This window comes from Streptomyces sp. R-74717, from assembly GCF_047305335.1.
Classification (GTDB): Bacteria; Actinomycetota; Actinomycetes; order Streptomycetales; family Streptomycetaceae; genus Streptomyces; species Streptomyces atratus.
Genome location: NZ_CP102361.1, coordinates 2,733,122 through 2,746,398, shown reverse-complemented (window position 1 = coordinate 2,746,398; position 13,277 = coordinate 2,733,122). Strand labels below are relative to the sequence as shown.

At 67.8% G+C, this 13,277-nt stretch carries 11 protein-coding genes; 10 read left to right on the top strand and 1 reads right to left on the bottom strand.

Annotated elements, in window-relative coordinates:
• The first annotated feature begins 59 nt into the window (after window positions 1-59).
• From NRF20_RS12225 to NRF20_RS12210, 4 genes are all read left to right on the top strand, one after another.
• Window positions 60-1,823: an ATP-binding cassette domain-containing protein gene (locus NRF20_RS12225; RefSeq protein WP_413752573.1), complete on the top strand. Its 1,764-nt coding sequence runs from the start codon at window positions 60-62 to the stop codon at window positions 1,821-1,823.
• 160 nt (window positions 1,824-1,983) lie between these two features.
• Complete coding sequence (locus NRF20_RS12220) at window positions 1,984-2,871, top strand: FadR/GntR family transcriptional regulator (protein ID WP_398630473.1); 888 nt, start codon at window positions 1,984-1,986, stop codon at window positions 2,869-2,871.
• A gap of 324 nt (window positions 2,872-3,195) precedes the next feature.
• The gene (locus tag NRF20_RS12215; protein ID WP_327272501.1) at window positions 3,196-4,743 is read left to right on the top strand and encodes an RNA polymerase sigma factor; all 1,548 of its coding nucleotides are present in this window, start codon (window positions 3,196-3,198) and stop codon (window positions 4,741-4,743) included.
• Between the two features lie 131 nt (window positions 4,744-4,874).
• Entirely contained in the window at window positions 4,875-5,705 is an 831-nt protein-coding gene (locus NRF20_RS12210; RefSeq protein ID WP_413752572.1) for a S1 family peptidase, read from the top strand.
• A gap of 100 nt (window positions 5,706-5,805) precedes the next feature.
• On the opposite strand, the gene NRF20_RS12205 is transcribed toward NRF20_RS12210, so the two are convergent.
• On the bottom strand, window positions 5,806-6,039 hold the full coding sequence (locus tag NRF20_RS12205) for a hypothetical protein (protein WP_024489001.1): 234 nt from the start codon (window positions 6,037-6,039) through the stop codon (window positions 5,806-5,808).
• Window positions 6,040-6,472: 433 nt separating this feature from the next.
• On the opposite strand from NRF20_RS12205, the gene NRF20_RS12200 reads away from it, so the two are divergent.
• The 6 genes from NRF20_RS12200 to NRF20_RS12175 all read left to right on the top strand — a co-directional run bounded on the left by NRF20_RS12200 (window position 6,473) and on the right by NRF20_RS12175 (window position 13,257).
• Window positions 6,473-8,593 carry a DNA gyrase/topoisomerase IV subunit B gene (locus tag NRF20_RS12200; RefSeq protein ID WP_266357128.1) on the top strand — a complete coding sequence of 707 codons (2,121 nt, stop codon included), beginning with the start codon at window positions 6,473-6,475 and terminating at the stop codon, window positions 8,591-8,593.
• 148 nt (window positions 8,594-8,741) lie between these two features.
• Window positions 8,742-9,260 carry a DUF1453 domain-containing protein gene (locus NRF20_RS12195; RefSeq protein WP_398630475.1) on the top strand — a complete coding sequence of 173 codons (519 nt, stop codon included), beginning with the start codon at window positions 8,742-8,744 and terminating at the stop codon, window positions 9,258-9,260.
• Window positions 9,257-10,420 (top strand): sensor histidine kinase, encoded by a 1,164-nt coding sequence (locus NRF20_RS12190; RefSeq protein WP_413752571.1) that lies wholly within the window; start codon window positions 9,257-9,259, stop codon window positions 10,418-10,420. The genes NRF20_RS12195 and NRF20_RS12190 overlap by 4 nt, the downstream gene beginning before the upstream one ends.
• Window positions 10,417-11,094 carry a response regulator transcription factor gene (locus NRF20_RS12185; protein WP_266357123.1) on the top strand — a complete coding sequence of 226 codons (678 nt, stop codon included), beginning with the start codon at window positions 10,417-10,419 and terminating at the stop codon, window positions 11,092-11,094. The genes NRF20_RS12190 and NRF20_RS12185 overlap by 4 nt, the downstream gene beginning before the upstream one ends.
• A gap of 130 nt (window positions 11,095-11,224) precedes the next feature.
• Entirely contained in the window at window positions 11,225-11,668 is a 444-nt protein-coding gene (locus NRF20_RS12180) for a DUF485 domain-containing protein (RefSeq protein WP_266365142.1), read from the top strand.
• Window positions 11,665-13,257 (top strand): cation acetate symporter, encoded by a 1,593-nt coding sequence (locus NRF20_RS12175; RefSeq protein WP_398630477.1) that lies wholly within the window; start codon window positions 11,665-11,667, stop codon window positions 13,255-13,257. Before NRF20_RS12180 ends, NRF20_RS12175 begins: the two co-directional genes overlap by 4 nt.
• Window positions 13,258-13,277: the final 20 nt, after the last annotated feature.

Genomic DNA, 13,277 nt, shown 5'->3' with positions numbered 1-13,277 from the left:
TTATCTTGCTGCGGTACCCGCCCTGCCGCCGAGCGGTCTCACCTTCCGCGAGAGAAGCGATGCTCCAGGCCATCGGACTCACCAGCGCCCGCCGCCGTGGCCTTCCGGCCGCCGTGGACGATCTCACCTTCGAAGCCCGGCCCGGCCGCGTCACCGCACTTCTGGGCGCCCCCGGCTCGGGTAAGACCACGGCCCTCCGCCTGATGCTCGAACTCGACTCGGGGCGAGGGGTCACCTACTTCCGGGGCAGACCGCTGCACCGTATCCCGCACCCCGCGCGTGAGGTGGGCGTACTTCTCGGGGATGTACCGGGTCACCCCGCCCGTACCACCCGCGGCCAGCTCCGCATGCTCTGCGCCGCCGCAGGTGTACCGGCGTCCAGGGCCGACGAACTGCTCGAGGCCGTCGGTCTTGCCGGACTCCGGGATCAGCGCATCGGCACACTCTCGCTCGGCACGAACCGCCTGCTTGCCCTCGCTTCGGCGCTGCTCGGCGACCCGCACACGCTCATCCTCGACGACCTCGCCGAAGGTCTCTCTCCGCGCGAGGAGTGCTGGTTGCATGGGCTGCTGCAGGCCCATGCCGCCCAGGGCGGGACCGTTCTGTACACCACGACCGATCCCAAGGAGGCCGCGCGAGCAGCCGACCATGTGGTCACCATCGACGGCGGACGTCTCGTCGCCGACCAGAGCATCAGGGACTTCTCCCGGACCCGCCTCCGCTCCCGGGTCGCAGTCCGTACCCCACACGCAGCCCGCCTTGCCGCCGTCGTCAGCCGCGAGGCCCGAGCGGCCCGGCGCTCGGTCGAGGTGGTCACCGAAGCAGGCAGCCTCCTGTCCGTGTATGGCTCCACCTGCGCGGAGATCGGCGACGCGGCATTCCGGCACGGGCTCCCGGTGCACCGGCTCGCCGACGAGGTCGGCGACACCGGTCCCGCAGAACCTGCAGATGCCGCAGACCCCGCTGTCGGCGAAGGCGAGGGGCAGGCCGAACCGCGACCGGCCGCGCGGGCGGCCGGCTCGGAACTGTCGTCGCCGATCCGACGCCGCCCGCCCCGTGGTCCGCTCCACCCGCTGCGATACGAACTGCGCCGCCTCCTCGGTGTCAGAACAACAGCCTTGATCGTGGGCGCTGTTCTGGTCGTCTCGGTCGGGCTTTCCGTCCTCCTCGCCCGCTCCGGTCATGCTCAGCTGCCGAAGGTGTTGGCGGCCTGGCCGTCGCTGCTGCCACTGCCGCCCGCAGCGGTCGGGGCCGGACTGCTCGGTGCCCTCTCGTTCGGCGACGAGTTCCGCTACCCCGCGCTGGCGGCGGGGAGAGGCAGCGTTCCGCGCCGCCTGGGGTTGCTTCTTGCCAAGCTCGTGGTGTCAGCAGGCGTCGCCCTGGTGCTTGCTCTGGCAGTCGTGCTGGCCTCCGCCGAAGCCCTTCACCTTGTGTACGGCAACGAGATCAAGGTTCCTTCGAATTCGGAGTATCTGAGCGCGAGTTGGGCGGGTCTGACCGTGGGATGCGCATGGGCGGGCCTCCTGACTGCCGGAGTCTTTAGAGTGACGACGGCCGGTATCGCTGCGGTACTTGCCGTTCCTGTGCTCGTCGTGCCGATTGTCCAGGGCTTGCTGGCGGGTCCGGCCTCTCGTCCGGTCGTCGGGCTTACAGCCAGGCTCCGTGAGCTGGTGTGGCCGCGCTGGCCGCAGGAGACGGACCGATGGGTGGCAGTTGTCGTGCGCGTGGTGGCACACCCGGTGGGGACTGCGTTGTCATTGTCGTTGTCGGTCCTGATCTGTGCGTATCTGTTCACCAGCCTTCGCGGCAGGGTCCGTTGGTGATCGCAGGGCGGTGGCGGATCACTCCGAGCCTCACAACCTCCTTAAAGGTGCCCGATTTCAACCAATAAGGCGTCAATTGGGGGGTGGGTGCCGATCACCCTTTCGTGTGCTTTTCACCAAAGACCTCAAGGGGCGGCTGGGCCGCGCCGACAAAGGATGCGTGAGTACCCTTGCGCACACCATGATGACCGCCGCCCGCTCCGCCGATTCCGGCCTCGCCGGCCCGGGTGAACTCGACCGCTACCCGTATGCGGAGGCGCCGGCCGGCGAGCGTGCCGTTCTTCGCTCCTGGGACGGTGCCGATGCCGAGCTCGGCCGGGCGAGCCGCCGAGGCTCGGCCAGCCGTGGCCGTGGCCTCCACGGCCAACTCGTTCAGCAGCTGGGCCAGATGATCGTCTCCGGTGATCTGGGTGCCGACCGCCCCCTCGTACCGGAAGAGATCGGTCAGCGCTTCGAGGTCTCCCGCACCGTCGTACGTGAATCGCTGCGCGTTCTTGAGGCCAAAGGACTGGTCAGCGCCCGGCCCAATGTGGGCACCCGGGTCCGACCCGTCAGTGACTGGAATCTGCTGGACCCTGACATCATCGAATGGCGTGCATTCGGCCCTCAGCGCGAGGATCAGCGCCGTGAACTGGGGGAGCTCCGGTGGACGATCGAGCCGCTCGCTGCCCGTCTCGCCGCAGGTCACGGCCGTGAGGACATTCAGCAGCGCCTCGGTGACATGGTCGAGATCATGGGGCACGCGCTCGGGCAGGGTGACGCGATCACCTGCTCCCGGGCCGACGTGGAGTTTCATTCCCTGCTCATCCAGGCGGCGGGCAATCGCATGCTTGAGCACCTCTCCGGCATCGTCTCGGCGGCGCTGCAGGTCTCGGGCAGTCCCGTCACGGGCTGCGACCGCCCCAGCGAGACATCCCTCGGCCACCATGCCCGGATCGTCGACGCCCTCGCATCCGGCGACTCGGCGGGCGCCGAAGCCGCCATGCGTCAACTGCTCGTCGTCCACCCCGAGGTGGAGCGGGTGGTGCCCGCGCCCCGCGAGCACTGAGCGCAATACGGCCAGGGTGTACGAACCACGTGTCGCCGGGCCCCAGCGGTCCGGCGGCACAATTGTGGGGGGATGGTACCTCTGGTCACGTTCGTCGCAAATGAGGTGTGACTCGGGCCACGCGGATTGGGCGTAACACTCCTCGAAACAGTGCGATGACTTAAGAGGTGACCGCCGCGGAAGGAATACAGCAGCCATTCAGTGCGCTGTGCAGTTCTGAGGCCAAACCCGCGCCGTCGGTACATTCCCAGCCCGACGGTCGTCGGCTCCAGCCCCCTCCAGGGCCGGGCCGGAAGCCGTTTCCATCGTTCCGAGAGGTTGTTCGTGTCGGCCAGCACATCCCGTACGCTCCCGCCGGAGATCGCCGAGTCCGAGTCTGTGATGGCGCTCATCGAGCGGGGAAAGGCTGATGGGCAGATCGCCGGCGATGACGTGCGTCGGGCCTTCGAGGCTGACCAGATTCCGCCAACCCAGTGGAAGAATGTTCTGCGCAGCCTCAATCAGATCCTCGAGGAAGAGGGTGTGACGCTGATGGTCAGTGCCGCGGAGCCGTCAAAGCGTGCCCGCAAGAGCGTCGCAGCAAAGAGCCCGGTCAAGCGCACCGCCACCAAGACTGTCGCGGCCAAGACGACCGTGACCAGGACAGTCGCGGCCACTGCCGCCCCGTCGGCAGAGACCGTGGACGTGGTGGCTGACGACGCTGCCGCGGCCGGCCCTGCGAAGAAGGTGGCAGCCAAGAAGACGGCTGCCAAGAAGACCGCCGTGAAGAAGACGGCGGCCAAGAAGACAGCAACGAAGAAGTCCGGAAAGCAGGACGACGAGCTCCTCGATGGCGACGAGGCGGCCGAAGAGGTAAAGGCCGGCAAGGGCGAGGAAGAGGAGGGCGAGGGCGAGAACAAGGGTTTCGTCCTCTCCGACGACGACGAGGACGACGCACCTGCGCAGCAGGTCGCCGTCGCCGGCGCAACCGCCGACCCGGTCAAGGACTACCTGAAGCAGATCGGCAAGGTTCCCCTCCTCAACGCCGAGCAGGAGGTCGAGCTCGCCAAGCGCATCGAGGCCGGTCTGTTCGCCGAGGACAAGCTGGCGAACTCCGACAAACTCGCGCCGAAGCTCAAGCGCGAACTGGAGATCATCGCCGAGGACGGCCGCCGCGCCAAGAATCACCTGCTGGAGGCCAACCTCCGTCTCGTGGTTTCGCTGGCCAAGCGCTACACCGGCCGCGGCATGCTCTTCCTGGACCTCATCCAGGAGGGCAACCTCGGTCTGATCCGCGCGGTCGAGAAGTTCGACTACACCAAGGGCTACAAGTTCTCCACGTACGCCACCTGGTGGATCCGTCAGGCGATCACCCGCGCCATGGCCGACCAGGCCCGCACCATCCGCATCCCGGTGCACATGGTCGAGGTCATCAACAAGCTCGCCCGTGTGCAGCGTCAGATGCTCCAGGACCTGGGCCGCGAGCCCACGCCGGAGGAGCTGGCCAAGGAACTCGACATGACCCCTGAGAAGGTCATCGAGGTCCAGAAGTACGGTCGTGAGCCGATCTCCCTCCACACCCCGCTGGGTGAGGACGGGGACAGCGAGTTCGGTGACCTGATCGAGGACTCCGAGGCGGTCGTCCCGGCCGACGCGGTCAGCTTCACGCTCCTTCAGGAGCAGCTGCACTCGGTGCTCGACACGCTCTCCGAGCGTGAGGCGGGCGTGGTCTCGATGCGCTTCGGTCTCACCGACGGGCAGCCGAAGACGCTGGACGAGATCGGCAAGGTCTACGGCGTGACGCGCGAGCGCATCCGTCAGATCGAGTCGAAGACCATGTCGAAGCTGCGCCATCCGTCGCGTTCGCAGGTGCTGCGCGACTACCTCGACTAGGGCGCAGGAGTAAACAGACCGAGGGCCCGGATCCCGTAGGGAACCGGGCCTTCGGCCTATCTGCGGGTGCGGTCGGCGACGGGTCGCATGACTCTGGGTGTGAATGGTTCACCACAGAGTCAGGAGTGTGCATGTCCCGTACAGTTTTTCGTGCCATGGCCGGGGTGTCCGCCCTTGTTGCCGCCACGGCCGCGATACCGCTCGGATCCCCCGCTGCGGCTGTTTCGGACAGCATCGTCATCGGTGGCCAGCCCGCACACGTCAAGGACAGCCCCTGGGTTGTGGCACTGTCCAGCCGTGACCGGTTCGGAGAGCCACGCGCCGGGCAGTTCTGCGGCGGTGTCGTGGTGGCGCCGAAGAAGGTACTGACTGCTGCGCACTGCCTGAGCCGGGAGGCGCTCGGCGTCGATGTCGGTCAGGTGCGCGATCTGCGGGTCATCTCCGGCCGGGACGCCCTGCGCGGGACCGGAGGGCAGGAGACACCGGTACAGGCGGCGTGGAGCAATCCGGGGTTCGACCCCACCACGAACGCGGGGGATCTGGCGGTGCTCACCCTGGCCGACGCGCTGCCCGCCAAGAGCGTGATCCCGATGGCTGAATCCGGTGACGCGGCATACGAGCCGGGGACCGGTGCCATCGTCTACGGGTGGGGTGACACGACCGGCAACAGTGACTATGCGTCGTCACTCCGCTCCGCCGAAGTGAGCGTCCTGCCGGACAGCCTGTGCCAGCAGGCCTACCCGGGTGGCAGAGACGGTACGTACGACGCCTCAGCGATGCTCTGCGCGGGCGAACTGCTGGGTGGGCACGACGCATGCCAGGGCGACAGCGGCGGGCCGCTGGTGGCCCGTGGGCGGCTCATCGGGCTGGTGTCCTGGGGAAACGGCTGCGCCCGGGTCGGGAGCCCCGGCGTGTACACGCGGATCTCCGCTGCGATCGGCTGGATGCCGGGCGGCGGCTGAACGACATCACTGCGGGTGCGAGAACGGGCGGCTCCCCAATCGGGAAGCCGCCCGCCGTCAGGTCCGGGACCTGACCCTGGCTCGTCGTGGATGCGAGGTGTCAGTGTTGTTCCTCTTCGGCGGCTTGGGCCTGCACGGCCGTCAGCCGGTCCGTCTCATCCTGTATTTCCGCGGCGATCTTCTTGAGTTCCGGCTCGAACTTGCGACCGTGGTGGGCGCAGAAGAGCAGTTCACCGCCGCTGATCAGGACGACGCGCAGATATGCCTGGGCGCCGCAACGGTCGCAGCGGTCTGCTGCGGTCAGCGGGCTCGCGGGGGTCAGAACAGTAGTCACGTCGCCTCTTCTCTAGCTCGACGAGCTGTCGTACCAGGGTCAACATCCAACCAGGCCGAAAACGTTCCCGCTCGTGGCTTTTCTTCGAAACTTCTTCTCAAAATGGCTGTCTGTTGCCGGTTGGCGGCGAATGTGCCGTATTGCGTAGCGCTACGGTTTCGCGTTGCTTGTCTTGGTGGATCCTCCCGGCTGGCTTGCCGGTTTGTTCATGAGGACGTGCCCGGAGCCTAAATGGTTCATGCCTGGAAGGGAACGTGATGTTCACGTCACTCCTACGAGGGATCGAACGCGTATGCGAGGCTGGACTAGTGTGAGGGTTCTGGAGGGTGGCGTTACAACCGCTCTACCAGGCCTCGGTACCCTCTCAGCGGCGACCGAAGCCGAGCCCGCTACCGACTGGGCCCCAAATGAAATTCAGCGAGGAGCGAACCGCGTGACCGCCGATACGTCCGTGCCGTCCACTGCGCTGCTGACCGGAGCAGACCGAGACGGTTCCAACTACACCGCGCGGCACCTGCTCGTACTCGAGGGGCTCGAAGCGGTCCGCAAGCGTCCCGGGATGTACATCGGGTCCACCGACAGCCGCGGGCTCATGCACTGCCTCTGGGAGATCATCGACAATTCGGTCGACGAGGCTCTGGGCGGCTACTGCGATCACATCGAGGTCATTCTCCACGACGACAATTCCGTGGAGGTCCGGGACAACGGGCGCGGCATCCCTGTCGACGTCGAGCCCAAGACGGGCCTGTCCGGCGTCGAAGTCGTGATGACCAAGCTGCACGCCGGTGGAAAGTTCGGCGGCGGCTCGTACGCCGCGTCGGGCGGTCTGCACGGCGTCGGTGCCTCTGTGGTCAACGCGCTTTCGGCCCGGCTGGACGTCGAGGTCGACCGGAACAGCGCGACCCACTCGATCAGCTTCCGGCGCGGAGTCCCGGGGATCTTCACCGAGCAGGGGCCTGACAGCCCGTTCGACCCGGCCAACGGCCTGCTCAAGGGCAAGCGGGTGCCGAAGGCGCGCACCGGCACCAGGGTGCGTTACTGGGCGGACCGGCAGATCTTCCTCAAGGACGCCAAGCTCAACCTGGAGACGCTCCACCAGCGGGCGCGGCAGACGGCCTTCCTCGTCCCCGGCCTCACGATCGTCGTCCGTGACGAGCGCGCTCTCGACGGCGAGGGCAAGACCGAGGAGACCTTCCGCTTCGACGGCGGAATCAGTGAATTCTGCGAGTACCTCGCCCAGGACAAGGCGGTCTGCGACGTCCTGCGCCTGACCGGCCAGGGTACTTTCAAGGAGACCGTGCCGGTCCTGGACGAGCGCGGACACATGACGGCGACCGAGGTCACCCGCGAACTCGCCGTCGACATCGCCCTGCGCTGGGGCACCGGATACGACACCAACCTCAAGTCCTTCGTCAACATCATCGCCACCCCCAAGGGCGGCACCCATGTGACCGGATTTGAACGCTCCGTGACCAAGACGGTCAACGAGGCGCTGCGCTCCGCCAAGCTGCTCCGCGTCGCCGAGGACGACATCGTCAAGGACGACGCACTGGAGGGTCTCACCGCGGTCGTCACCGTGCGACTGGCGGAGCCGCAGTTCGAGGGCCAGACCAAGGAGGTGCTCGGCACCTCGGCGGCCAACCGGATCGTCGCCAACGTCGTGGCCAAGGAACTCAAGGCGTTCCTGACCTCGACGAAGCGCGATGCCAAGGCTCAGGCCAGGGCGGTCCTGGACAAGGCCGTGGCTGCCGCGCGCACTCGCATCGCGGCCCGCCAGCACAAGGACGCACAGCGCCGCAAGACAGCGCTGGAGTCCTCCTCGTTGCCGGCGAAGCTCGCCGACTGCCGCAGCGACGACGTGGACCGCAGCGAGCTCTTCATCGTCGAAGGAGACTCCGCGCTCGGTACGGCCAAGCTCGCCCGGAACAGCGAGTTCCAGGCGCTGCTGCCGATCCGGGGCAAGATCCTCAATGTCCAGAAGGCATCCGTCTCGGACATGCTGAAGAACGCCGAGTGCGGTGCGATCATCCAGGTCATAGGAGCCGGGTCGGGGCGGACCTTCGACATCGACGCCGCTCGCTACGGGAAGATCGTCCTGCTGGTGGACGCCGATGTCGACGGCGCGCACATCCGCATTCTGCTGCTGACGCTGTTCCAGCGCTACATGCGACCCATGGTCGAGGCAGGTCGGGTCTTCGCCGCCGTACCCCCGCTGCACCGGATCGAGCTTGTCCAGCCCAAGAAGGGCCAGGACAAGTACATCTACACGTACTCCGACGGCGAGCTGCGTCAGCGGCTGCTGGAACTGCAGCGGAAGAACATCCGGTACAAGGACTCGATCCAGCGCTACAAGGGTCTGGGCGAGATGGACGCCGACCAGCTGGCGGAGACCACGATGGACCCCCGGTACCGCACACTGCGGCGGATCAACATCGGCGACCTGGAATCGTCCGAGCAGGTCTTCGATCTGCTGATGGGCAATGAGGTGGCGCCACGCAAGGAGTTCATCACCAGCTCGGCCGCCACCCTGGACCGCTCACGCATCGACGCCTGAGCGTCGCCGTCTCCACCCCTGGGTGGAGACGGCGGCCCCTGGGTGGAGACGGCGGCTCCACCCGGGATCAACCCCTGAGCCGATCCCCTGACCTGGTGGTTTCCGTAGCGTCGAAGGCGTTCAACCTTCCCGCATCTCGGAGGCAGCCATGTCCGGGCTTGTCAATGTCCTGGTGATCGTCGCCGTCATCGCTGTTGTCGTGGTCCGCCAGTGCTCGGCACGGCGGATCTCCGACGACAAGCGCTGGTGGATCCTGCCGGGCATTCTCCTCGTCATGTCGCTGCGCGAGCCCGGGCTGGTGGATCCGCGTCACGAGGCGCTGTCCCTGGCGGTCCTGGGCGCAGAGCTGGCGGTGGGGCTGGTGACCGGCGCCGGCTGGGGCTGGACCTCTCGGCTGTGGCGCGCGGCGGACGGCTCGCTGTGGAGCAAGGGCAGCAAGGCCACCGTCTTCATCTGGACAGGGGGACTGGCGCTGCGGGCGGTTCTCTACGAGGCTGCCGCGCTGACGGGCATACATCAGGGCAGCGCCGCACTGTTGTCGGCTCTCGCAGTCACGTTGGCGGTGCGCAGTGGTGTGCTGATGTGGCGGGCCGGGCAGATGCGTCCGGCGTACGGTGGCTCTGCCGACGGGATGTCGTCGCAGCCGGCGTGGAAGGGCCGCGTGTGACCCGCACGATCTGGACGAGCTGGCCGTCCAGGGAAGCCCTCTCACGGGCGAGCCGCGCCCGCCCACGGGCGGCGATCGCCTGGTCCATCCGGCTGGGTCTGCTCACGGCCATGCTCTGGGGCACATTCACCGGCGAACGGTTCGGGCCCTGGGAATTTGCGCTCGGGCTGGTGGGCGTTCTGGGCTGTGCGGTTGCCGCGTGGGCGTTCTTCCGAGCCAGCCTGGAACACCGGCTGTGGCCATCGCTGGGACTTCTGGTGTTGCTGATGGTGGCGGCACTCGGTGCGCAACAGGCCGGCGCCGGTGTGCCCGCAGTGATCCTGTGGTGCGGTTGCGCGGTCGCCGCGCTGGAGAGGTTGCCGCTCGCGGCGGGCCTCCCGACCACGGCCGTCGCACTCGGCGCGTACACAGCCGTCAACACCGACGGCTGGCTGACCACGGCCATGACCACAGCGGGCCTCTCCCTGGCGGGCTACGTGATCAGACTGGATGCCGAGGCCCGCGGCAGCGCCCAGAGACTTCTCACGCAGGAGCGGGCGGCCCGCGCGGCGGAGGCCGAGACGGCTGCCCTGGACGAGCGGGCCAGGATTGCCCGGGAGATCCACGATGTGCTCGCTCACAGCCTCTCGGCGCAGCTGGTACATCTGGAGGCGGCGCGACTGCTGATCGAGCGGGAGCCCGCGGGGGAGTTCCGGGACCGGGTGCTCGAGCGGGTGGTGGCTGCACGCTCCATGGCGCGTGAGGGGCTTGCGGAGACCCGTCAGGCTCTGTCGGCGCTCCGGGGGGAGGTGTCCCCGGTGGAGGATTTCCTGCGGCAGCTGGTGGCCGCGGAGCCCGCAGAGGTGAGCGTGTCGGGGGAACAGCGGGCGCTGACTGCTGAGGCGTCGCAGACGGTCCGGCGGGTGGCGCAGGAGGCCCTGACCAATGTGCGCAAGCACGCACCGGGGGCCAGGGTCCTCGTACGGCTGGAGTATCTGCCGGACGAAATCGCCCTGGAAGTGCGGGACTCGGGTGGGCACGGACGCGAGGAGGAGCTCGCCGTCAGTGGCTCCGGATACGGTCTGCTGGGGATGCGGGAGCGGGCCGAGCTGATGGGCGGGACGCTGGAGGCCGGTCCCGGCGAGGAGGGTTTCGTGGTGAGTCTGCGGGTGCCCGCGTGAACGCGCGGGTCGTGGTCGCCGATGACCAGTCGGTGGTGCGCGAAGGAATCGTGATGCTGTTGGGGCTGCTTCCCGGAATCGAGGTGGTCGGGTCGGCGAAGGACGGTGAAGAGGCCGTCGCGCTCGTGGCCGAGCTGGCCCCCGACGTGGTTCTGATGGATCTGCGGATGCCCCGTTGCGACGGGGCGGAGGCAACACGGCGGATCCGCAAGGAGTATCCGGGAACCCAGGTGGTGGTGCTCACGACATTTGCGGATGACGACTCGCTCTTCCCCGCACTGCAGGCGGGAGCCCGGGGCTATCTCACCAAGGACGCCGGGGGCGATGAGATCGTGCGGGCCATCCAGGCCGTGCTGTCGGGCGAGGCCGGGCTCTCGCCTTCCGTGCAGCGCCGTCTGCTGGAGCGCGTCACCACGCAGCCCCCGCCGCCTGGTTCGGCCCCCGAGCCCCAGCTGCCCGACGGTCTGACACCACGTGAGCTGGAAGTGCTGGTTCTGATCGCGGAGGGGCTGTCCAATCTGGAGATCGCCCGCAGGCTGCACATTTCGCAGGCCACCGTGAAAAGCCACATCAACAACCTCTTCGCCAAGGCCGGAGTACGCGACCGGGCACAGGCCGTTCGCTATGCGTACGTTCGGGGCCTCGCACAGCCGCCCGGGTCAACCTTCACCTGAAGAGGTGAAGACCGGCGAATGAATGCCCGAGATCTTCCCGATCTGCCCATTCTTGGGTACGCGGCCGAAGTGGTCCGTGGACAAGGGGAGTTGTTCGGTGGAGAAGGAAGCAGGGCACGAGGCCGCAGCGATGCGACTCGACGACCCGTGGGACGACGCGCTGGCCTCCGGATGGGGCGAGTTGGACGGTGCGGGGAGCTTTGCTCCCGCCGGACCACCCGGGCACGCTGACCCGCAGCGCGGCCACAGTGCGGCCGACATCTATCTGGAGGTGCAGCGCAGCGAGGCCTTCCAGGAAGTGCGCCGTCGGTACCGGCGGTTCGTCATCCCCGCCACCCTCGCCTTCCTCGTCTGGTATCTCGCCTACGTCGTCGCCGCGATCACTGCACCCGGGCTGATGGCCCGTCCGGTGGCCGGCGCGGTCAATGTCGCAATGGTCGCAGGGCTCGGGCAGTTCCTCACGACGTTCCTTCTCACCGGGGCATACGCACGTCACGCACGACTGCGCAGGGACCGGGCCGCACTCGATCTGCGCTGGGAGACACAGGAGATGACGCGGGGGATCGGGCGTTGAACGGGAACCACCAGACCCTGGCGCTCCTGCTGTTCAGCGCCTTCATCGCAGTGACGCTTGCCATCACCACCTGGGTGAGCCGTAACCGGCACGGTTCGGCAGAGGAGTTCTATGCGGGCGGCCGGCTGTTCTCCCCCATGGAGAACGGTTTCGCCATCGCCGGCGACTACATGTCGGCCGCGTCCTTCCTCGGCATCTCAGGCCTGATCGCCCTCTTCGGCTACGACGGCATGCTCTACTCGGTCGGGTTCCTCGTCGCCTGGCTCGTTGTCCTGCTCCTGGTCGCCGAACTGGTCCGCAACTGCGGCCGGTTCACACTCGCCGACGTGGTGGCGGCGCGGATGGCGGAGCGCCCGGTCCGGATCGCCGCCGGCACCTCGTCCGTCACCGTCTCCGTGCTCTATCTCGTCGCACAGATGGTGGGTGCGGGCAGCCTGGTCGCGCTGCTTCTCGGCGGTACGAGCAGCGCCGCCCGCTCCTGGACTGTCATCGGTGTCGGGGCGCTCATGGTGGTCTACGTATCGCTCGGCGGGATGCGCGCCACCACCTGGATCCAGATCGTCAAGGCTGTTCTGCTGATGGCGGGAGCGGTCGTGCTCACCGTGCTCGTCCTGGTCCACTTCCACGGCGACTTCAATGCCCTGCTCAGCTCCGCCGCCGAACGGAGCGGGCATGGAAGCCGGTTCCTCTCGCCCGGCCTCCGGTACGGCGGATCCTGGACGGCACGGATCGACTTCATCAGCCTGGGCCTGGCCCTGGTACTCGGTACGGCGGGGCTGCCGCACATCCTGTCGAGGTTCTACACCGTGCCCACCGCCCGTGCGGCCCGCCGTTCGGTCGTCTGGTCCACCGGGCTCATCGGCAGCTTCTACCTGATGACGATCGTGCTCGGATTCGGAGCGGCGGCACTGGTCGGCTCGGCGGAGGTACGAGCGTCGAATTCCGCGGGGAACACAGCGGTTCCGCTGCTGGCCCTGGTGCTCGGCGGTGGCGAAGGATCCACCGGGGGAACGATTCTGTTCGCCGTGGTCGCCGCCGTCGCCTTCGCGACCATCCTTGCAGTCGTCGCGGGGATCACCCTCGCCTCGTCCGCCTCTGTGGCCCATGACCTCTACGCCTCGCTCAGGCATCCTGGCTCCAAGCAGTACAGCGAGGTCACCGTGGCCCGGGTCGCCGCAGCGGGGATCGGGGTGGCCGCCATCGGACTCGGTCTGGTCGCCCAGGATCTGAATGTGGCGTTCCTGGTGGGGCTCGCCTTCGCCGTCGCCGCTTCGGCCAACCTCCCCGTGCTGCTGTACTCCTTGTTCTGGCGGAACTTCACCACCCGGGGAGCGGTCTGGTCGGTCTACGGCGGGCTGATCCCCGCCGTGCTGCTCGTGCTGCTCTCCCCGGTCGTCTCCGGCAGCCCCACCTCGCTCTTCCCCGGCGTCGACTTCCAGCTCTTTCCCCTGGAGAACCCCGGCCTGGTCTCCATCCCGCTGGGCTTCCTGGCCGGCTGGATCGGAGCGGTCACGTCCACCGAGCCGCCCGACGCCGCCAAACATGCGGAGACCGAGGTGCGTGCGCTGACCGGGGCAGGGGCGGTGTAGCCGCGCGTGCGCACCGTACG

Coding starts and splice junctions, on each gene's coding strand:
- NRF20_RS12180 (WP_266365142.1), top strand. CDS start 11,225: ATGCGACTCGACGACCCGTGGGACGACGCGCTGGCCTCCGGATGGGGC.
- NRF20_RS12210 (WP_413752572.1), top strand. CDS start 4,875: ATGTCCCGTACAGTTTTTCGTGCCATGGCCGGGGTGTCCGCCCTTGTT.
- NRF20_RS12195 (WP_398630475.1), top strand. CDS start 8,742: ATGTCCGGGCTTGTCAATGTCCTGGTGATCGTCGCCGTCATCGCTGTT.
- NRF20_RS12225 (WP_413752573.1), top strand. CDS start 60: ATGCTCCAGGCCATCGGACTCACCAGCGCCCGCCGCCGTGGCCTTCCG.